Source organism: Bittarella massiliensis (ex Durand et al. 2017), assembly GCF_017566145.1.
Taxonomy (GTDB): domain Bacteria; phylum Bacillota; class Clostridia; order Oscillospirales; family Ruminococcaceae; genus Bittarella; species Bittarella massiliensis_A.
Window position 1 is genome coordinate 78165 of the sequence record NZ_JABFCL010000004.1, and the last position, 20664, is coordinate 98828.

20 protein-coding genes and 1 CRISPR repeat array are annotated in these 20664 nt (G+C 64.3%); of the genes, 5 read left to right on the forward strand and 15 right to left on the reverse strand.

From position 1 onward, the window contains the following. Positions 1–81 precede the first annotated feature (81 nt). The 3 genes from HJY11_RS06485 (at position 82) to HJY11_RS06495 (ending at position 3272) form a co-directional block, all read left to right on the forward strand. Positions 82–375: a hypothetical protein gene (locus HJY11_RS06485; protein ID WP_208075180.1), complete on the forward strand. Its 294-nt coding sequence runs from the start codon at positions 82–84 to the stop codon at positions 373–375. A gap of 86 nt (positions 376–461) precedes the next feature. Then, complete coding sequence (locus HJY11_RS06490) at positions 462–1265, forward strand: alpha/beta hydrolase (RefSeq protein WP_208075181.1); 804 nt, start codon at positions 462–464, stop codon at positions 1263–1265. Between the two features lie 15 nt (positions 1266–1280). Beyond that, entirely contained in the window at positions 1281–3272 is a 1992-nt protein-coding gene (locus HJY11_RS06495) for a fructose-1,6-bisphosphatase (protein ID WP_208075182.1), read from the forward strand. A 120-nt stretch (positions 3273–3392) separates the two neighbouring features. Here the strand turns inward: HJY11_RS06495 and HJY11_RS06500 are convergent, their stop codons facing one another. The 8 genes from HJY11_RS06500 to HJY11_RS06535 are packed head-to-tail and all read right to left on the reverse strand — an operon-like array spanning position 3393 to position 11712. After that, positions 3393–4628: a peptidase U32 family protein gene (locus HJY11_RS06500; RefSeq protein ID WP_208075183.1), complete on the reverse strand. Its 1236-nt coding sequence runs from the start codon at positions 4626–4628 to the stop codon at positions 3393–3395. Between the two features lie 6 nt (positions 4629–4634). Then, positions 4635–5711 (reverse strand): endolytic transglycosylase MltG, encoded by a 1077-nt coding sequence (gene mltG / locus HJY11_RS06505; protein ID WP_208075184.1) that lies wholly within the window; start codon positions 5709–5711, stop codon positions 4635–4637. 21 nt (positions 5712–5732) lie between these two features. Beyond that, complete coding sequence (locus HJY11_RS06510) at positions 5733–6302, reverse strand: 5-formyltetrahydrofolate cyclo-ligase (RefSeq protein ID WP_368041550.1); 570 nt, start codon at positions 6300–6302, stop codon at positions 5733–5735. Next, entirely contained in the window at positions 6303–6842 is a 540-nt protein-coding gene (locus HJY11_RS06515; RefSeq protein ID WP_208075186.1) for a DJ-1 family glyoxalase III, read from the reverse strand. A gap of 51 nt (positions 6843–6893) precedes the next feature. Beyond that, entirely contained in the window at positions 6894–7748 is an 855-nt protein-coding gene (locus HJY11_RS06520; protein WP_208075187.1) for a GNAT family N-acetyltransferase, read from the reverse strand. Beyond that, complete coding sequence (locus HJY11_RS06525; RefSeq protein WP_208075188.1) at positions 7748–8638, reverse strand: DUF2156 domain-containing protein; 891 nt, start codon at positions 8636–8638, stop codon at positions 7748–7750. Before HJY11_RS06525 ends, HJY11_RS06520 begins: the two co-directional genes overlap by 1 nt. A gap of 22 nt (positions 8639–8660) precedes the next feature. Then, on the reverse strand, positions 8661–9323 hold the full coding sequence (locus HJY11_RS06530; protein WP_208075189.1) for a dTMP kinase: 663 nt from the start codon (positions 9321–9323) through the stop codon (positions 8661–8663). Between the two features lie 13 nt (positions 9324–9336). Beyond that, the gene (locus HJY11_RS06535) at positions 9337–11712 is read right to left on the reverse strand and encodes an ATP-dependent helicase (protein WP_208075190.1); all 2376 of its coding nucleotides are present in this window, start codon (positions 11710–11712) and stop codon (positions 9337–9339) included. Positions 11713–12008: 296 nt separating this feature from the next. On the opposite strand from HJY11_RS06535, the gene HJY11_RS06540 reads away from it, so the two are divergent. Beyond that, entirely contained in the window at positions 12009–12254 is a 246-nt protein-coding gene (locus HJY11_RS06540; protein WP_208075191.1) for a hypothetical protein, read from the forward strand. 124 nt (positions 12255–12378) lie between these two features. On the opposite strand, the gene HJY11_RS06545 is transcribed toward HJY11_RS06540, so the two are convergent. After that, positions 12379–13545, reverse strand: coding sequence for a sodium ion-translocating decarboxylase subunit beta (locus HJY11_RS06545; protein ID WP_208075192.1), 1167 nt, complete (start codon positions 13543–13545; stop codon positions 12379–12381). 33 nt (positions 13546–13578) lie between these two features. Further along, positions 13579–13932 carry an OadG family protein gene (locus HJY11_RS06550; RefSeq protein ID WP_208075193.1) on the reverse strand — a complete coding sequence of 118 codons (354 nt, stop codon included), beginning with the start codon at positions 13930–13932 and terminating at the stop codon, positions 13579–13581. 303 nt (positions 13933–14235) lie between these two features. On the opposite strand from HJY11_RS06550, the gene HJY11_RS06555 reads away from it, so the two are divergent. Beyond that, positions 14236–15078, forward strand: coding sequence for a mechanosensitive ion channel family protein (locus HJY11_RS06555; protein WP_208075194.1), 843 nt, complete (start codon positions 14236–14238; stop codon positions 15076–15078). Positions 15079–15419: 341 nt separating this feature from the next. Further along, positions 15420–15845: direct repeats of the CRISPR family, unit length 32 nt; unit sequence GTCGCACCCCGCGCGGGTGCGTGGATTGAAAT. 148 nt (positions 15846–15993) lie between these two features. Here HJY11_RS06555 and HJY11_RS06560 read toward each other — a convergent pair. The 5 genes from HJY11_RS06560 to recD2 form a co-directional block, all read right to left on the reverse strand. Continuing rightward, the gene (locus HJY11_RS06560) at positions 15994–16305 is read right to left on the reverse strand and encodes a spore coat protein (RefSeq protein ID WP_208075195.1); all 312 of its coding nucleotides are present in this window, start codon (positions 16303–16305) and stop codon (positions 15994–15996) included. A 22-nt stretch (positions 16306–16327) separates the two neighbouring features. Next, a complete protein-coding gene (locus HJY11_RS06565; protein WP_208075196.1) occupies positions 16328–16510 on the reverse strand; it encodes a spore coat protein in 183 nt (60 codons plus the stop codon). Positions 16511–16715: 205 nt separating this feature from the next. After that, entirely contained in the window at positions 16716–17726 is a 1011-nt protein-coding gene (locus HJY11_RS06570; RefSeq protein WP_208075197.1) for a rod shape-determining protein, read from the reverse strand. Beyond that, a complete protein-coding gene (locus HJY11_RS06575; RefSeq protein WP_208075198.1) occupies positions 17713–18423 on the reverse strand; it encodes a ComF family protein in 711 nt (236 codons plus the stop codon). Before HJY11_RS06575 ends, HJY11_RS06570 begins: the two co-directional genes overlap by 14 nt. After that, positions 18420–20627, reverse strand: coding sequence for an SF1B family DNA helicase RecD2 (gene recD2, locus HJY11_RS06580; RefSeq protein ID WP_208075199.1), 2208 nt, complete (start codon positions 20625–20627; stop codon positions 18420–18422). The genes HJY11_RS06575 and recD2 overlap by 4 nt, the downstream gene beginning before the upstream one ends. Between the last annotated feature and the right edge of the window lie 37 nt (positions 20628–20664).

Genomic DNA, 20664 nt, shown 5'->3' on the forward strand with positions numbered 1-20664 from the left:
ATAGGGAGTTGTGCGGCAACGCGGGGAGGGCTCTCCGCGTTGCCGCTCTCTGGCGGAGATCAAACAAAGGAGGCCACCGGGATGGCACAGGTAAAAACAGCGCTGAAATACCAGGGGAAACCCCTGGCCCGCTGCGGCGACGAGCTGTATTTCGGCAGCATGGACGATAAATACATCGTGTATATGCAGATTGTGAGCAAGCAGACCTACCAGGGCGAGGAGATGGCCGACAAGGTGCGGCTCTCCCTCATGCTCACCGACACCAACCTCTCCCCCATCGAGCGCATCGTCAAGAGCAGCGAGAAAAAGGGGCTGTGGGGGGCGCTGGAGATCGCCAACATCTGGCTGGAGCGCGCGAACGCAGAAGAAAAGTAAATCGAGTTTGCAAAAAGGCAGGGGACGGGGTTGTCCTCTGCCTTTTGTGCAACTGTTTTTCAACCAAACGGGAAGGAGTGTTTCACATGTCCCTGTTCAACTGCCATTTTTTCTCCAAGGTGCTGCAAACCCCCACCGAGCTGACCGTCTGCCTCCCCTCGCCCCCCGACTACATCTGCAAGGAGACCCCCATCGACCAGCTCTACGCCCCGGTGCAGGACAGGCTGCCGGTGCTGACCCTGCTCCACGGCCTCTCGGGGGACTGCACCAGCTGGCTGCGCCAGTCCAGCGTTGAGCGCTATGCCGCCGAGGCGGGGGTGGCCCTGGTCATGCCCTCGGCCCAGAACAGCTTTTACAGCGACCTCTCCCCCGCCGGCCCCTACTTCACCTACATCGCCGAGGAGGTGCCCCGGTTCTGCCGCGCCGCCTTCGGCCTCTCCACCCGGCGGGAGCAAAACTTCATCGCCGGGCTCTCCATGGGCGGGTACGGGGCGGCCAAGCTGGCCCTCACCCTGCCCGAGCGGTACGCCGCCTTCGCCAGCCTCTCGGGGGCGCTGGACGCGGTGGACTTGGCCAGCCAGTGGCGGGGTGACCCCGCTTTCGCCCAGTTTGAGACCGCTTTTGGCGGTTCCGACGCGGTGGCCGGCAGCGAGCACGACCTCTACGCCCTGGCCCAGGGGCTGGCCGAGAGCGACGCCCCCCTGCCCGCCGCCTACCTCTGCTGCGGCACCGAGGACTTTCTCTACCCCTACACCCCCGCCTTTGCCGACTTTTTGGGGGCCCTGGGCTTTGCGGTGACCGAGGAGGAGGGGCCCGGCGCTCACGACTGGGCCTTCTGGGACGAGTTCATCCAAAGGGTGCTGGCCTGGCTGCCCCTTTCCGGGCTGTAAAGGGGGGGAAGTGCTGTGAACATCACCCGCCGCCAGGTGCTGGACGACCTGCGCTTTTTGAAGGTGCTGGCCCGCCAGTACCCCACCATTCAGTCGGCCTCCACCGAGATCATCAACCTGCAGGCCATCCTCAACCTGCCCAAGGGGACCGAGCACTTTATGAGCGATCTGCACGGGGAGTACGAGGCCTTTTTGCACATCATGGGCAACGCCTCCGGCGCCATCCGCGAAAAGGTGGACCTGCTCTACCAGAACACCCTCTCCCAGGCCCAGCGGGCGGCCCTGGCCACCCTCATCTACTACCCGGAACAAAAGCTCAAAGAGATCAAGGAGGAGACCCCCCAGGAGGAGCTGGGGGAGTGGTACCGCCTCACCCTGGGGCGGCTGGTGGAGGTCTGCCGGCTGGTGGCCTCCAAGTACACCCGCTCCAAGGTGCGCAAGGCCCTGCCGCCCGACTTTGAGTACATCATCGACGAGCTGCTGCACACCACCTACGACGAGCGCAACAAGGGCCGCTACTACGAAAACATCATCGCCACCATCATCGAGATCGAGCGGGGGGACGCCTTTATTGCCGCCCTCTGCGGCACCATCAAGCGGCTGATCGTCGACCGGCTGCACATTGTGGGGGACATCTACGACCGGGGCCCCCGGGCCGACATCGTCATGGACTCGCTGATGGCCCACCACTGCGTGGACATCCAGTGGGGCAACCACGACGTTCTCTGGATGGGGGCCGCCGCCGGCAGCCGCACCTGCATCGCCAACGTCCTCAACAACTCCATCACCTACAACAACTTGGAGGTGGTGGAGCAGGGCTACGGCATCAGCCTGCGGCCCCTGGCCCTCTTTGCCGCCGAGACCTACGGCGGCCGGGACATGGCCGCCTTCCTCCCCAAGGGGGAGGCCACCCGCGGATACAGCCCCAAAGACATTCACCGGGTGGCCTGCATGCACAAGGCCATCGCCGTCATCCAGTTCAAGCTGGAGGGGCAGATCATCCTGCGCAATCCCGGCTTTTTGATGGGGGAGCGGATGCTGCTGCACAAGATCGACCGGGCGCGGGGCACCGTCCACCTGGACGGGCGGGATGTCCCCCTCAAGGACACCGACTTCCCCACCGTCGACCCCGCCGACCCCTACGCCTTGAGCGAGGAGGAGGCCCGGGTGATGGAGCAGCTGAAATTCTCCTTTTTGCAGAGCGAGAAGCTGCAGCGCCACGTCCAGTTCCTCTACGCCAAGGGCGGGCTCTACAAGTGCTTCAACGACAACCTGCTCCTCCACGGCTGCGTCCCGCTGCGAGAGGACGGCAGCTTCCTCCCCTTCTCCTGCGAGGGGGAGGAGCTCTCGGGCCGGGCCTTTCTCGACTACGCCGAGGGGTTGGCCCGCCAGGGCTACTACGCCCAGCCCCACTCCCCCCAGCGCCAGCAGGGGAAGGACTATCTCTGGTACCTGTGGTGCGGCAAGAACTCCCCCCTCTTCGGGCGGGAGCGGATCGCCACCTTCGAGCGGCTGCTCTGCGAGGACGCGCGCACCTGGGAGGAGCCCAAGAACCCCTACTACCTCCTCTACGAGCGGCCGGACATCTGTGAGAAGATCCTGCGGGAGTTCGGCCTGGGGGGGCCGGGCAGCCACATCGTCAACGGCCACGTGCCGGTGCGCACCAAGGACGGGGAGAACCCGGTCAAGGCCGGGGGAAAATTGATCGTCATCGACGGCGGTTTCTGCCAGGCCTACCAGTCCAAGACCGGCATTGCCGGCTACACCCTCATCTACAACTCCTACGGGCTGCGCATCGTCTCCCACAGCCCCTTTGAGGGGGTGAAGGAGGCCATCCGCCAGAACCGGGACATCCTCTCCACCACCGTCCTCACCCAGGCCACCGAGCACCGCATCCAGGTGGGGGAGACCGATGTGGGGCAGGAGATCCGGGAGAACATCGAGGGGTTGCGCCGGCTGCTGGCCGCCTACCGGATGGGGATCATCAAGCAGGACCACGGCCACTAAACCTCCAAAGCCCGCCAAAAAAGCGCTGTGAGAAGCCCCTTCTCACAGCGCTTTTTCCCTTTTGTGAATCCCGCCTCTCGCCCACACCGCCCGGCAAAAGGGGGGCCGGCGGCATCTGTTTTATCCTCTCTGCCGGGGAGAGGTCCCCCCCAACCGCCGGCGGAGGATCGCCCCCCTGGGGGCCGGTTCCCCGCAGCGCAGGGAGAGGGCCATGTGGGGGTGGATGGCCTCGCGGATGGGCTCCCCCGCGCCGTCGCGCAGACCGGCCACCGGCAGGGCCAGCGGGGCCCGGCCGGGGAGGAGGAGCTCCAGCTCCTCCCCCTCCCGCAGCCGGTTTTTCATCCGGCACCAGAGGCGGCCGCCCTCCCAGCGCTCGGCCACCGCCACCACCTGGCAGCTCTGCAGGTACTGCCCGCTCTCGGTGAACTGGCGGGGCTGGCCGAAGTAGAAGCCGGTGGTGTAGGGGCGGTGGCTCACCGCCTCGGTCTCCTCTATCAGCCAGCTGGGGCAGGGCTCGCCCGGCGCGGCGGCCCAGCGGTCGACGGCGATGCGGTAGGCGTTGGTGACGGCCGCCGCGTAGTAGACCGACTTGGCCCGCCCCTCGATCTTGAAGCTGCCCACCCCGGCGGCCGCCAGGTCGCCGAGGTGCTCGATCATCCGCAGGTCGCCGGCGTTGAGGAGGTAACTCCCCTGGCCGGGGATCTCCCCGATCTCGTGGTAGACGCCGGGGGCGCTCTCCTCCTCCAGCCGGTAGCGCCAGCGGCAGGGCTGGGCGCAGTCCCCCCGGTTGGGGTCGCGGCCTGCCAGGTACTGGGAGAGGAGGCACCGCCCCGACACCGACATGCACATGGCCCCGTGGACAAAGGCCTCCAGTTCCAGCTGGGGCGGGGTCTCCCGGCGGATGGAGGCGATCTCCTCCAGGGAGAGCTCCCGGGCCAGCACCACCCGGCTGGCCCCCATTTTGTAGAGGGCGGTGGCGGTGGCCCCGTTGACCACCCCCAGCTGGGTGGAGACGTGCAGCGCCACCTGGGGCGCCGCCTGGCGGGCCATCTCCATCACCCCCAAATCGGCGATGATGAAGGCGTCCACCCCGGCCTCTGCCGCCCCGGCCAGAAAGGCGGGCAGGGCGTCCAGCTCCCCCTGCCGGGGAAGGGTGTTGCAGGTCAGGTAGACCTTGACCCCCTTTTGGTGGGCCAGGGCCACCGCCCGCCGCAGCCCGTCGGGGGAGAAGTTCTCCGGACCGGCCCGCATGCCAAAGCGCTGGCCGCCCAGGTAGACGGCGTCCGCCCCGTAGAGGAGGGCGGCCTCCAGCCGCTCCTCATCCCCGGCGGGGGCCAGCAGTTCCGGTTTCTTCACCACCGCCTACTTCCCCCGGGTCGCGTCGGCCTGGGCCACGTTCTTCTCGTGCTCGGGGAAGGTCTTGGCGTAGAGGTAGTTGTTGTCGGCGTCGGTGACAAAGTAGTAGTAGTCGTGGCTGGCCGGCCAGAGGGCAGCTTCCAGGGCGGCTTTGCCCGGGCAGGCCACCGGGCCGATGGGCAGGCCGGTGACGGTGTAGGTGTTGTAGGCCTCCGACTGCTCCTCGGTGTAGGGGAGGCCGTAGGCGTCATAGGCCCGCAAAAAGACGATGGTCACGTCCGACTGGAGCATGGGCAGGCTGCTGCCGGCGGCCATCCGGTTGTGAAACACCCCGGAGACCTGCTTCATATCCTCGTTGGTGAAGGACTCCTTCTGGATGATGGAGGCCAGGGTCACCGTCTCCTCCAGGCTCATCCCCAATTCGTCCATCCGCGCCCGCATCTCCGGGGTGATCTGGCTGTCAAAGTGGGCCAGCATGGTCTGGGCCACGGCGGCCGGGTCGCTCCCCTTTTCAAACTGATAGGTGTCGGGGAAGCAGTAGCCCTCCATCTTCAAAATCTTCAAGGGGGAGTCACTCACCTCCGCCTCAAAGGAGCCCTCAAACCGGCCGGTCTGCAGGGCGTCCAGGAAGGCGTCGCCGCCGCAGACCCCCGCCTCTTCCAGGGCGGTGGCGATCTGGGGCAGGCTGTACCCCTCGGGGATGGTGACGGTGGCCACGTTCTCGTTGACCGCCGTCTGCTGGAGGGTGGCGATGACATCCTTGTAGGCCGCCTTCTTGGGCAGTTTGTGGTTGCCGAACTGGTAGGTGCCGTCGCCTCCGTTTAGCTTGGAGTAGAGGCGAAAGAGGGCCTTGCTGCCGATGACCCCCTCCTCCTTGAGGGCCGAGGCGATGGCCGCCGTCGAGGCGCCCTTCTCCACCGTCACCGTCACCAGCTGGCTGTCGTCGCCCCCCCAGCCGCCGATCTCCGAGGCGGCGTAGAGGCCCAGCCCCCCGGCGATGAGCAGCAGCGCTGCCAGGGCGATCCCCACAATCAGCAGGGCCTTTTTCTTCTTTCCGGCGGTTTGCTTATTCAGGTGTTCCATGCGCTTTCTCCTATCGGGCGGCTATCGCTTTGCCGCGTACTCTCCCCCCTCGGTGAGGAGGATGTCCACCGGCTGATCCCAGGGATCAACCTCGATCTCGTCCAGCAGGCAGGCCTCGTAGCAGAGGCCGACCTTGAGCCCGGGGTAGTTTTTCAGGTACCGGTCGTAGTGGCCCCCGCCATAGCCCACCCGGTAGCCCCGGCGGTCAAAGGCCAGGCCGGGCACCAAAATGGGCAGCGCCATCCGCTTGTCCAGGATCTTGGAGCCGGTGGGCTCCAACACGCCGTGGGGGCCTTTGGCCAGCTGCCGCGTCCCCTCAAAGCGGACCATCCGCATCTTCCCCGAAGGGCTGGTCTGGGGCAGGTAGATCCGCTTCCCCTCGGCCAACAGCCGGCGCATGATCCGCCGGGTGTCCACCTCCTGGGGGAGGGAGTAGTAGAGGACGGCGCCCCGGTCCTCCCCGCCCGTCGCCTCGAAAAACCGGCGGGCAATGGCGGTGTCCATCCTGTTTTTGGGCCCTGCCCGCAGCCCTTGACGGCAGTTGCGGGCCAACGCCCTGGCCTCCTTTTTAGAGACCGCCTTCTCCGCCACTCAAATTGCCATAGAGGCTTTGACCGCCTCCATGGCCTCTCTGCCGCAGAGCTGCTCCACCAGCGCCAGGCCGAATTCCACCGCCACCCCGGCGCCCCGGGCGGTGGTGAAAAGGCCGTCTTGGCAGACGGCTTCCCCGGTGCAGACGGCCTTCCCCAACTGGTCCTGAAAACCGGGGTTGGCGGTGGCCCGGCGGCCATCCAGCAGCCCCCGGTGTCCCAGGATGGAGGGGGCGGCACAGATGGCGGCGATGGGAATCTCCCGCTCCACACAATAGTCGATCGCCCCCTGGACCGTCGGGCTCTCCTCCAGGTTGAGGGTGCCGGGCAGCCCGCCGGGCAGGACGATCATCTCCAGCTCCTCCCCCGGGGAGAAGGCGCTGTCGGCCAGGTCACAGCGGACCGTCACCCCGTGGGAACTGGTGATCTCCCGGCCGCCGATCCCCACGGTGCGCACCTCTTTCTTGGCGCGCCGCAGGGCGTCCACCGGGGCCAGGGCCTCGGTCTGTTCAAATCCCTCTGCCAAAAAAATCGCTATCATCGCGCAAAACCTCCATTCTCGCCCCGCAAAAAGGGGGCCTTTCCCCGCCGGTCAGTCGTAGAGGAGACCGGCGTAGCCGCTCTCCGTCCCCGCCCCCAGCAGGCCGCCGGGAGCGCCTGGCGCCGGCCGCAGCTGGGCAAAGGGGCCGATCTCCCCCCGGCCGGCGAAAAGGGGGGAGAAGACCGGCAACACCAGCCGGGCCCGGGCGGCCCCCGTCTGGGCAAAGAGGGCGGCGAGGGCGGCGAGGACCCGCCCGTCGTCGGGGGCGGCCAGCTCCTTTATCACCAACTCCGCCCCGTCCCTCTGGTAGAGCAGGTGCCCGCCGGCAAAGCCCAGGGCGTCGCCCCCCCAGAAGCGGCAGTCGGCCACCGCGTGGCGAAGGCCCGCCGGGCCGTGGGCCAGGTAGCCGCCGGCCAGGAAGGCCGCCTCCCGCCGGCCGGCCAACTCCTCCGGCGAGAGGGGGGTCAGGGGACAGCCCTCCCCGGCGCACCCGCCCCGCTCCACCGCCAGCCGCCGCAGGCCGCCCCACGCCCGGTAGCCGCGGGCCCCGTAGAAGGAGAAGAGGGAGGGTTCCCCCGGCACCAGGACGATGCCCGCCCGCCCGCCGCTCTCCCGGCGGTAGACCTCCTCCAGCATCCGGGACATGATCCCCTCCCCCTGCCGCTGGGGCAGGGTGGCCGCCGCGTAGAGGTACCAGAGGGGGACCCGCTCGCCCCCCCTGCGGTACTCCACCGGCAGCAAAAAGAGGGCGGCGGCGGGGCCTGCTTCGTCCTGCCAGAGGTAGGGGCGGCAGTTCTCCCGCCAGTTTTGCCAAAAGAGGCGGACATACGCCTCCCCGTCGCCAAAACCGGCCCGCCAGATCGCGCAGAGGGACGAAAAGTCCTCCGGCCCCGCCAGGCGCAGCATCAGTCCGCCACCCGGGCGATGAATTTCTCCACCATGCACGCGGGGTGGTAGGAGAGTTTGGCCTTGCGCAGCCCCTCCTCGCCCAGGTCCTCCTCCCGGTTGATGTAGGTGTAGCCCCCGCAGAGGTTGCGGGCAAACTCCCGGTTGATGATGGGGTAGGCCCCCCGGTAGTCGGAGAAGGCCTTCTCCACGTGCACGTCCACCATGGTGTCGTTGAGGGCGTGGCCGAAGCTGTAGGCCACCACCCGGTCGTCCACCCGGATGAGCCCGCCGAAGAGGCCCAGCTCGTCCCAGTGGGCAAAGGCCTTCTTCACCGCGCAGTGCTCGATCTGCAGGCTCTCGCTCTGGGTGCAGCCGTTTTCGCGGCACCACTCCTCATTCATGGCCAGGCAGTCGGCTATGTTGTCCTCGTCGATGATCTCAAAACGCCAGTTGTAGTTTTGCTCAAAGTAGGAGATGTGGTTGCGCTTGGAGTGGTACTTCTTTCCCGAGAGGGAGGCCAACTTCTCCTGCAAGTAGACGTAGTCGTAGAAGTCCCGGTTGTACTCCATGCGCACCCGGTCCCCGAAATAGCCGGTGAGCAGCGCCGCCTGTTTGGGCCCCGCGCCGCTGATGGTCAGCTGCTTGCCCAGGGCGTCGGCGTCGGCCTTGCAGGCCTCGTACCACACCCCCACATCCACCGCGCCGGCGGGGAACATGTAGTTGGCCGTCTCCCCCTCCACACTGCGGGCGAGAAACATTCCCCCGTACTCGGTGAACTGGATGCCGTACCCCTCCCACCACATGAACATGTTGCTGAAGGTGTACTCGTCGCTGGTGTACTGGCTCTGGTCCAGCAGGGGCTGGACCCATTTTCGGTCTTCGATCTCCGGCGTTTTAAATGACAACATACAATTTTTAACTCCTTTTTTGTTACAGGGCGGCCCCAACCGCGCCGCGCAGCTCCTCGCCGATCTCCTCCACCGGGCGGGGAAGCCCCTCCCGGGCGCAGTCGATGACCGTCCACCCCAGCTTTTGACAGCAGTAGAGGGCGGCCTGGCGGCAGTGGTTGAGGTAGGGCAGGTCCTGCTCGTGAATGTCCTTCTCGCCGCTGTCGGCATAGCGCCCATCCATCAGCTTTTGCGAGGTCTCGGGCGGCATGTCCAGGTAAAAGACCGCCGTCGGGCGGGGGATCCCCAACTTGCTAAACTCAAAGTCGTAGAGCCAGTCGAGGAAGCCGTCCCACTCCCCTCGCGGGAGCTTGGCCGTCTGGTGGACGGCGTTGGAGGTGGTGTAGCGGTCGCAGAGGATCAAACTGCCGGACAGATAGGCCTCCCGCCAGTCCTGTCGGAAGCTGGCGTAGCGGTCCACGGCGAAAAAGGTGGAGGCGGCGTAGGCGTTGACGTCCTCCGGCTTTTGGCCGTAGCTGCCGTGCAGGTACTCGGTGAGGGCCCCGGCGGCCGGGTCGCCGTACCGGGGAAAGGAGAGCTGGCGCACCGCCCGCCCCTCCCCCTGCAGCCGCTGGGCCAGCAGCTTGGTCTGGGTGCCCTTGCCGCTGCCGTCGAGCCCTTCGATGACAAACAGTTTGCCGCTCACCGGCAAGACCTCCTCACAGTTTTTCCAATTTGGCGAAATTCGCCATAATCTTTTTCACCCCGGCGCCCTCAAAGGCGATCTCCAGCAGGGTGTCGCCCCCCATGGGGGTGGTGCGCAGCACCCGCCCCCGGCCGAACACCTTGTGGGCGACCAGGTCGTCGGCCTGGTAGGTATTTCCGCTCTTCGCCGCGGCGGGGCGGCTGGCCTGGCCCCCCAGCCCCAGGTTGTTCTGGGCCCGGAAGTGGCCCACCTGTTTGGCCGCGCCCCCGCCGAAGAGGCCGGCGGGCAGTTCCTCCGCCCCCTCGTGCTCCAGATACTCCTCGGGGATCTCCTGCAAAAAGCGGCTGGGCTGGTTGCGCTGGGTCTGGCCGAAGAGCATCCGCTGCCGGGTGTGCAGCAGGTAGAGGTTCTCCTTGGCGCGGGTGATGCCCACATAGCACAGCCGGCGCTCCTCCTCCAACTCCTCGGGGGAGTAGAGGGACTGCCGCCCGGGGAAGATGCCGTCCTCCATCCCGGCGATGAAGACGTTGGGGAACTCCAGCCCCTTGGCGGCGTGCATGGTCATGAGCACCACGCTGTCGGCCTCCCGGTCGAAGTTGTCGATGTCGGTGATGAGGGCGATCTCCTCCAAAAACTCCTGCAGGTTGGGCTCCTCGGCGGTCTGCTCGTAGCGGACCACGTTGGAGACAAACTCCTCGATGTTTTCCAGCCGGGTCTCCCCCTCAAACCCCTGGGCCCGCAGGGAGGCGGCGTAGCCGGTCTCCTCCAGCAGCCGCAGGGTCAAATCCGACATCTTCTCCTGCTCCCTGGCGGCGATCAGCCCGTCCATCACCTGGGTAAAGGCGGCGATGGCCTTTTTCTTGCCGGAGAGGGCGGGGTAGCTTTCCGCCTCCCGCAGCACCTCGTAGAGGCTAAGGCCCAACCCGGCGGCGATCTGCTCGGCCTTGGCCACGGTGGCCTCGCCGATGCCCCGCTTGGGCTCGTTGATGATCCGCTTGAGGCGGATGGCGTCGGAGGGGTTGTTGAGGACGCTCAAATAGGCCACCAGGTCCCGGATCTCCTTGCGGTCGTAAAAGCGCAGGCCGCCGATTATTTTATAGGGTACCCCCGCCCTGGCAAAATATTTTTCAACGGCGTTGGACTGGGCGTTCATCCGGTAGAGGACGGCGTGGTCGCCGTAGCGGTACCTCCCCTCGGAGACGTTTTTCACCACCGTGTCGCCGATGAACTCGGCCTCGCCGAACTCGTCCCTGGCGGTGTAGTCGGTGATCTTGGCCCCGTCGCCCTTGTCGGTCCAGAGGTTTTTGCCCTTGCGGGCGGTGTTGTTGGCAATGACGCTGTTGGCCGCGTCGAGGATGTTCTGGGTGGAGCGGTAGTTCTGCTCCAGCCGGATCACCTCGGCCCCGGGGAAGGTTCCCTCAAAGTTGAGGATGTTCTCGATGGTGGCGCCCCGGAACTTGTAGATGGACTGGTCGTCATCCCCCACCACGCAGAGGTTTTGGTGGCCCCTGGCCAGCATGCTCACCAGTTCAAACTGCACCCGGTTGGTGTCCTGGTACTCGTCCACCAGTATGTAGCGGTAGCGCTGCTGGTAGTATTCCAGCACGTCGGGATTTTGCTGGAACAGCCGCACCGTGTGGTAGAGGATGTCGTCAAAGTCCACGGCATTGGCCCGCTTGAGGGCGTCCTGGTAGCGCTTGTACACCTGGGCGGTGACGCGGAGCTTGTAGTCCGGGTGCTCCTCCTCGGCGTACTCCTCCCAGTCCACCATGCTGTCCTTCAGCCGGCCCAGGTTGTGCAGCATCGCCTTTGGGGGGAACATCTTGTCGTCGGCCTGCATCTCCTTTAAGATGGTTTTGAGCAGCCGCAGGGCGTCGTCCTGGTCGTAGATGGTGAAGTTAGAGGAGAAGCCCAGCCGGTCGATATTCCGGCGCAGAATCCGCACGCAGGCCGAGTGGAAGGTGCTGGCCTGGATGTCGCTGGCCTCCTCCCCGATCATGGCCATCAGCCGGTCCTTGAGCTCGCCGGCGGCCTTGTTGGTAAAGGTGATGGCGAGGATGTTCCAGGGGCGAGGGGCGTTCACCGAGAGCTTGCGAAAGGTCTCGGCGGGGATCTCGTCCCCGTTTTGGAGGGCGCTCTCCAGATTGAGGAGGTCCTCCTCGGTGGGGTCGCCGTAGACCTTGTCGCTGTGGTAGGCCTGGCCGAAGGCCACCAGATTGGCCACCCGGTTGACCAGCACGGTGGTCTTGCCGCTGCCGGCACCGGCCAGAATCAAGATGGGCCCCTCGGTGGTGAGGACAGCCCTCTTCTGCATCTCGTTGAGGTCCCGAAAGCGGTGGTCGATATACTGCTTGCGCAGAGTCAAAAATTGGGATCGGTAGTCTGTCATAAAAATCTCCTCGCGGGTGTGATGGGAAGGCGCGGCGCCACCCCTGCCGACCGCTGCCAAACGGGGTGGGGCGCGGGGCGGCCACCGACGACGGGGGCCGCTTTTTCTCCCCTATTGTACCACATCTCCCCATTCAAGAAAAGAAAAAGCACCGATTTTCAGCCCGCAAATTGGATATATGCCCTCTCCTTTTTTGCGGCGTGGACAGATGGCGAAATTGGTCGTATAATGGAAAAAAGGCGGGTTGGCGTTTCTGTCCCCAGGGCGGCAGCCGGCCAAAAAGGATGTGTTTCACCGTGAAAAAAGAGAGTCTCATACAACTGATCTTGGCGGTGCTGGTGCTGCTCCTCTCCGCTCTCTGCCTGGCGCAGGTGCTGGCCATGGACCTGTGGATGCCGGTGATCTTGGGGCTGTTGAGCGTCATCAGCTTTGTGGCCGGGTGGCGCGCGGTGAAGGAGAAAAAGACCTTTTTGGTGGTGGTCTTTTACCTGTGCGGGTTGTTTGCCCTGGGGGTGGCTCTGGTCGCGGTGTCCATGCGGTAAATGCCTCTCCCCTCTCCCTGTTCCCGGTTGAGCGGGGCGGCGCACAAAAAGTGAAAGAGCGCCCGAAGCGCAATGCTTCGGGCGCTCTTTTTTAACAAATGTAGAGGAGATCGCCGGGAAAGGGCTATTTGCAGATGTTGATGAGCACACCGGCCGCGACCGCCGAACCGATGACGCCGGCCACGTTGGGGCCCATGGCGTGCATCAGCAGGAAGTTGGCGGGGTTCTCTTTCTGGCCGACCTTCTGGGAGACGCGGGCGGCCATGGGCACAGCCGAGACGCCGGCCGAGCCGATGAGGGGGTTGATCTTGCCCTTGCTCAGGACATACATCAGCTTGCCCAGCAGCACGCCGCAGGCGGTGCCGACACAGAAGGCGACGAGGCCCAGGGCGATGATCTTGAGGGTCTTGGGGTCGAGGAACCGCTCCGCCGTGGCGGTGGCGCCAACCGTGACCCCCAGGAAGATGGTGATGATGTTCATGAGCTCGTTCTGGGCGGTCTTGGCCAGGCGATCCACCACGCCGCTCTCGCGCATCAGGTTGCCCAGCATCAGCATGCCGACCAGGGGGGCGGCATCCGGCACCAGGAAGGAGACGATGATGGTGACCATGATGGGGAAGACGATCTTCTCGAGTTTCGAGACCGGCCGCAGGGTCTCCATCACCACCGAGCGCTCTTTCTTGGTGGTGAGCAACTTCATAATGGGCGGCTGGATGATGGGGACCAGGGCCATGTAGGAGTAGGCCGCAATGGCGATGGCGCCCAACAGGTCGGGGGCCAGCTTGCTGGTGACGAAGATGGCAGTCGGGCCGTCAGCGCCGCCGATGATGCCGATGGAGCCGGCCTCCTGCGGGGTGAAGCCCAGCAGGGTGGCGCCGATGAAGGTGAAGAAGATGCCGCCCTGGGCGGCAGCGCCCAGCAAAAAGCTTTTGGGGTTGGCGATGAGGGGGCCAAAGTCGGTCATACAGCCAATGCCCAGGAAGATGAGGGGCGGGTAGATGCCCAGCTTTACGCCCTGATAGAGGTAGTAGATCAGGCTGCCGGCCATCTCCTTGCCGGTCACTGGGTCTATGTAGGGGGCCGCATAGGAGTTGAGGTTGGCGACCGGAATGTTGGCCAGCAGCATGCCAAAGGCGATGGGGAGCAACAGCAGCGGCTCAAACCCGCGGCCGATGGCCAGATAGATCAGCACACAGGCAATGGCGATCATGACCAGGTTCTGCCAACTGCAGTTGGCAAAGCCGGACGACGTGAGGATGCCGCCAATGGCGTCCAAAGCTTGTTGAATCATGGCTTCATTTCCTTTCTGTTTCGGTTACAGGATTTAGAAGGGGCGGGTGTTTTCCACAATGCCGGCTGCGCCCCAGGCGGGACGGGTCTGCTTTTTGCGCTTGATGCTGCGCACGGCAAAGGGCTTGCCGCCCATCATGCTGGCAACTGCGGCGGAAATGGCTGCCACGACCTCGCCCGGGATGCCGGCGGAGGCGTTTGCCACCGGAGCGGGCGCCTTGGGGGCGGGAGCGGCGGGCTTGGTCTCGGTCTTGGGAGCGGCGGGCTGTTTCGGCTTGGTGAGGCTGCTCAACAATTTGCCCATCAGCCAGATGCAGAAGGTCAAAAAGGCCAACGCTGCAAACACCACGACCAGACCGGTGATGGTGACCAGAATTGCAAAGTCCATATCGCGATCTCCTTTTCTGTATTTCATTTTGTGAAAATTCCAATCGAATACATTATACCCCAAGGGCCTGTCTATTTCAATTCGGAGTGAATAATTTTTTAACAAATGGCTGCCGATTTTTTAACAGCCCTCTTGTCACAGTTTTGTCAATGTCGCCCAACGGCCGGAGGCCAAGGCAATCTTTTCCGGCGGGCGGGCCGATTGCCTTTTTCGCCAAAATGTGATAGGGTAAGACCACTGACGGGAGCGGCGCGCGGCCGCTCCCCTACCCCGCCGCACAGGCGGCCGACAGGAGGAACTGCCATGGACACAAGTACTGTCAAACTGCCGGACATTCCCCAGGGGCTGACGCTGGACAGCGTTTGGGGGTGGCTGCAGGGGATGCTGCCCTCGCTGCTGAAGGCGGCCCTCATTCTGCTGGTGGGCTACATCGCCATCAAAATCGTCATGCGGCTGGTGGACCGGGTGGTCAAAAAGCGCAACCTCTCCCTGGGCGCCAACAAGTTCTTCTCCTCCATGCTGAAAATCGTGCTCTGGTTTTTGGTGCTCTTCACCGCCGGCAGCTCCCTGGGCATCGAGCTGTCGAGCTTCCTGGCCATCTTCAGCGTGGCCGGCATCGCCGTCTCCCTGGCGGTGAAGGACAGCCTGACCGACGTGGCCGGGGGGCTGCAGATCCTCATCACCAAGCCCTTTGGGGTGGGCGATTTTGTGGATTTGGACGGCACCGCGGGCACGGTGCTGGAAATTGGGGTGGTGTACACCAAGCTGCTGACCATCGACAACCGGGGCATCTACATCCCCAACGGACAGGTGACCAGTTCCAAGATCATCAACGCCTCCAGCGAGGAGAGCCGCCGGCTGGACCTGGTGGTCCCCATCCCCTACGAGGCCGACTTTGAGCGGGCCATCGAGCTGCTCAAAGGGATCGTCTACGCCCACCCGGACAGCTACAAAGAGCCCGCCCCCCTGATCCGGCTGTCGGAGTTTGGGGACAGCGCCCTGGAGATCGCCGTGCGGGTCTGGACCGAGCCGGCAAAGGTCTTCCCCCTGAAATACGACCTGTTGGAGGAGATCAAGCGCACCTTTGACCGGGAGGGCATCGCCATCGCCTACCCCCATTTGGACGTGACGCTGCTCAAGCCGTAAAGCAAGCTCTTTTCCCATGGCCGCCCCAATGCGCGAAACAGCGCCGGGGCGGCTTTTTTTGCCGTTCAAAATGGCGATTCACCCTTTGCCATGCCGCTTCGCCTGCCAAGGCGGGCCCTTGAGATCAATCATCTTTTGGAAAAACAAAGATAAGCGGCTTGCATTCAAGGCAGTGCGAACATCAAGCGCACATGGATTTCTCTGCAGGTCCGCACCGAGAATACGGAGGAAAAACAGGAAAGGAGGGTGGGTAATAGAAAAACTGCGAAAAAATTGACAAGAGCTTGTACAAAAGATATAGTAAAGGGGCAAACAAGCATCCGCTTTTATGCACGTTTGCTGTCGCACCCCGCGCGGGTGCGTGGATTGAAATCGCCAACCAGTCGGCGATCCCCTTGTACCCTACGTCGCACCCCGCGCGGGTGCGTGGATTGAAATATCAAGTATGGCCTGCGCCTGGGGGGTTAACACCGTCGCACCCCGCGCGGGTGCGTGGATTGAAATATCCGGATCACCTCTATAATAGCGGTAGTTGAGGTCGCACCCCGCGCGGGTGCGTGGATTGAAATACGTGACATCCACCATTCTGGCCCGATTATTTGGTCGCACCCCGCGCGGGTGCGTGGATTGAAATGACGGTATCGGCGGCTTCCCGCTGGTGTGGGAGGGTCGCACCCCGCGCGGGTGCGTGGATTGAAATAGTCGGTTGCGGATGACTTCACTGAGCAGCTTCGCGTCGCACCCCGCGCGGGTGCGTGGATTGAAATTCTCATGCCACATTTCCCGCACGCTTGGCAAATCGTCGCACCCCGCGCGGATGCGCAGACAGACGTCTCCCCCTTTTCCCCCCTTACAGCAGCAAAACAGCTGCCGCCGATTCTCTCGGCGGCAGCTGTTTTTTCGGTGCGGGCGGCTTTACTGGGCGGGGTCGATCTTGATCTCGGGCGCACACGGGGCGCTGCACTGGGCGTTTTCCTTGGTGAACTTCTGCTTGGCCTGGTTGATCTTGTCCGCCTGGGCGGCGGGGGTCTGGTACCAGCCCCGCTTCTGCATCTCCTCGAAGACCTCCATCTGAATCTGGTGCTCCTCGGCAAGGATGTCCATCATCACGCCCTTCATCTGCTTGGTGGCGCATTCGTCGGCAAAGGTGTTGTAGATGCCGGTGATCTGTTTTTGCGAACTCAACATATCCGTCAAAATCGACTTGTCATCCATCCTGTTGTTCATCTTCCCTTCCCCCTTCCCTGCCCTACAGGCAGGAGAGCAGCTTGTCAAAGTGGTTCTGGTGCTTGGCGGCCATCTGCTCACACTTGCTCTTCACCTGCGGGTCGGCGCAGATCGAGGCGTACATCTGGTACTTGGCAATGAGATTTTGCTCCATGGTCAGGCTGTCCTCAATGCCGGACAGCTCCTTCTCGGTAATCTTCTCCACCGGTCATTCCCCCTTTTTTTGCTTGGAAAAAACAGCCGCCGCAGTCCCTGCCGCCGCGGCGGCCGCTTCTTCCCTATCAGTTTGCGCAGTCCGGCGGGGAAGATGCAAAAAAGCGGATGGAAGCCCATCCGCTTTTTTCTTTTGAAAAGAGCCGTTTTTTTGATAAATTTCGGCAAAATTTAGCTACAAACTGTATAAAACGCAATCAATAGTCCCTGTCGTAATTGATGCTGTACCCGTCTTCCATCAAGTCCAGGGCCATGCCGGTGCCGATGGCCACACAGTCGATGGGGGTTTCCGACACATAGCAGCGCACCCCGGTCTCTTTGGAGATGAGTTCGGGCAGGCCCTTGATGAGGCTGCCGCCGCCGGTGAGCATGATCCCATCCTCCCAGATGTCGCCCACCAGCTCGGGCGGGGTCTTTTCGAGGATGCCCTTGATGGTGGTGACCATGCTCATGGCAAACTCGTTGAGGGTGGGGGTGAGTTCGGAGGAGGTGACGTTGATCTTCACCGGCAGGCCGGTCTCCAGGCTGCGGCCCTTGACCTCCATCTCGGTCTCGGGGAGGACCCCATCCATCACCGCGCCGATCTCCTTTTTGACCCGCTCGGCGGTCCGCTCGCCGATGAGCACCTTGCGGTTGAGGCGGATGTAGTTGATGATCTTCTCGTCAAACTGGGTGCCGGCGCACTTGACCGAGGTGGAGAGAACCACGTCGTTGAGGGAGATGACGGCGATGTCGGCGGTGCCGCCGCCCACGTCCACCACCATCCGCCCCCGGGGCTTGGAGATGTCGATCCCCGAGCCCAGGGCGGCGGCGATGGGCTCTTCCACCAGAAAAATCTTGCGGGCTCCGGCCGAGAGGGCGGCGTTGACCGCGGCCCGCGACTCGACGTTGGTCACCGAGGAGGGGACGCAGATGGCCACCTTGGGCTTGACCACATAGGAGGAGCTGACCTTGCGGATGAAGTATTTGACCACCTCTTCGGTCATGTCGATGTCGGAGATGACACCGTTTTCCAGCGGGCGCTTGGCGACGATGTAGGCCGGGGTCTTGCCCGCCATCTCCTGCGCCTTTTCGCCGATGGCCAGCACCTCGCCGGTCTTTTGGTTGACGGCGATGACCGACGGCTCTTTGACCACGATCCCCTTGCCCACCACATAGATGATGATGGAGGTGGTCCCCAGGTCAAAGCCAATATCATAGTTTGCCATTTGCTTCCCTATTCCTTTCCTTACCTGCGGCTGCCGCCGCGCAGAAATACACCCGTTCACAGCCCCTGACCCGCAGCATCTTGGCGCACTCGGCGGCGGTGCCGCCGGTGGTGACGATGTCGTCGCAGAGGAGGAGGGTCTTCCCCCGCACCGCCGCCCGGTCGGCCACCTCAAAGGCGCCCAGCAGGTTTTCCCTGCGGGCCGGGAGGCCCATCCGGTGCTGGTAGGGGGTGTCAAACAGCTTGACCAGTGCCCCCTTGAAAAAGGGGAGGCCCAACTCTCGGGCCAGGTGCTGGGCCAGCAGCTCGCTGTGGCCAAACCCCCGCTCCCGCCGCTGGCGGGGACGCCCCGGCACGCAGACGACGCCCTCGATCTCCTCCAGGGGGAGGACGGCGCGGCAGGTGTCGGCCATGTGGGCCGCCAGCACCTCGGCCGCACCCAGGCGGGCGGAGAACTTGTAGGCGGTGATGGCCCGGCGAACCGGCCCCTCGTACCAGAAGGGGGCGATGGCCCCTTCGGTGTAGGGCAGGGTCTCCCCCTGCGCCTCCAACACGCCCTTATGATTTATTGTATCCGATATGCGGTGGCTTTGCAACGTGCATTTTGGACAGACTCTCTGCCCCAGGGGGATGGCGTCGCCGCAGAAGGGGCAGACCCGGGGGTAGAGCAGGCGGAGCGCCGCCGAGAGGGCCCTCATCCGAGGATGTCCCGCAGAAAGGAGCCCAGGCCGCTGTACCGCAGGGTCTTGCGGTTGTTCTCCACCATCATCTCCACGGCGCGGCGGCTGCCCACGATCACCAGCAGCTTTTTGGCCCGGGTGACGGCGGTGTAGAGGAGGTTGCGAAAGTAGAGTTTGGGGTTGGGTTCCAACAGGGAGAGGATGACCGCGTCGAACTCGCTCCCCTGGCTCTTGTGGACGGTGACGGCATAGGCGTGCTCGATCTCCCCCAGCATGTCGGGGGTGTAGGCGGCGCTCTTGTCCTCGTAGCGGATGTGGATGAGGCCGTTCTTGCGGTCGATCTCCTCGATCTGCCCCATGTCGCCGTTAAAGACCCCGGTCCCCTTCTCGCCGGTCTCCTCCTGGGTGGTGACGATGTCGTAGTTGTTGCGCGTCTGCATCACCTTGTCCCCCTGGCGAAAGCTCAGCCCCATGTAGCCGATCTCCGGCTGGCCGCGGGCGGGGTTGACCGCCTCCCGGAGGATGCGGTTTTGCTGCTGCACCCCGGCGGCCCCCCGGCGGCCCGGGGAGAGCACCTGGATGTCGGCGGGAGAGAGGCCGTAGGCCTTTGGCAGCCGGGCGGTGACCAGGTCGCGGATGAGGGCGAGGCCGGAGGGCTTGTCCCTTGCGGGGAGGAAGAAAAAGTCCTTGTCCCGCTGGGCCAGGTCGGGCACCTGCCCCTCCAAAATTTCGTGGGCCGAGGTGACGATGGCGCTCTGGGCGGCCTGGCGAAAGATGTGGGAGAGCCGCACCACCGGGAAAAAGCCCGAGTCGATGATGTCTTTGAGGAGGTTGCCCGCCCCCACCGAGGGCAGCTGGTCGTAGTCCCCCACCAGCACCAGCTTGCAGTTGAGTTTGATCGCCCGCAGCAGCGCCTCAAAGAGGAGGACGTCCACCATCGACACCTCGTCGAGGATGAGGACGTCGCAGTCCAGCAGGTCCTCCTCGTTTTTGGTGAAGGCCAGGGTGCCGTCCTTTTGGTACCCCGCCTCCAGCAGGCGGTGGATGGTCTTGGCCTCCCGCCCGGTGACGGCGCTCATCCGCTTGGCGGCGCGGCCGGTGGGGGCGCAGAGGGCCACCTTGCGGCCATCCTTCTCGAAGAGCTCGATCATCCCGTTGATGGTGGTGGTCTTGCCGGTGCCGGGCCCGCCGGTGAGGACCACGAACCCCTGGCGCAGGGCCTGGGCGATGGCCTCTCGCTGGGTGCCGGCGTAGACGATGCCCAGGGCCTTCTCCTGGGCCGCGATCTGCCGGTCCCACTGGGTGCCGTTGTCGGGCATAAAGGAGATGAGCATCTGCAGCCGGGTGGCGATGTAGCCCTCGGCCCGGTAGTAGTCGGGCAAAAAGATCATGGGCCGCTCGTCCCCGGTGTATTCCACCAGGCTCTCCCGCTCCAACATCTCGCCGATCTCAAAGTCCACCCGCTCGGGCGGGAGGCCGATGTAGCTGGCGGTGACGGCGGCCAGCTTCTCCCGCGGCAGGCAGGTGTGGCCGTTTTGGGTGTTGTGGCGCAGCACGTGGGCGGCGGCGGCCTGCACCCTCTCCCCCGAGTCGGGGGAGAGGCCCAGCTGGATGGCCATGGCGTCGGCCCGGTCAAAGGAGATGCCGATGAAGGAGAGGCAGAGGCGGTAGGGGTTTTCGCAGAGCAGCTCCTGCGCCTGGGGGCCCCAGAACTTCCACACCTTGATGGCCTCGGCGGCGGAGAAGCCGTACTGGGCCATAAAGGCCAGCAGGGAGCGGATGCCGAAGACCCGCTGGTATTCCAGGTGGATGTCCTCCGCCTTTTTTAGGGAGATGCCCTGAATCTGCGCCAGGGCGTCGGGGTCCTTTTCGATGATCTCGAGGGTGCGGCTGCCGAAGCGGTCGACGATGCGGCGGGCCGTCACCGGGCCGATGCCCTTGATGGCCCCGGAGGCCAGGTATTTGAGGATGGCCCCGGCGGTGGCGGGGAGCTTGGTGGTGCAGAGGCTGGCTTTAAACTGGCGGCCAAAGGTGGGGTGGTTGACAAAGACGCCGGTGAGTTCCACCTCCTCCCCCTCGCAGAGTTCGGAGAACTCGCCCACGGCGGTGATCAGTTCGCCCTCGCAGGAGATGTCCACCACCGACCAGCCGTTTTCCCGGTTGCGAAAGACCACCCCCTCCACCGTGCCGGCGAGCTGGGTGAGCTGCTCTGCGCGTTCCATCTGGTCCCCTTCCCCCTTCAAAAAGGGCCGCCTTCTG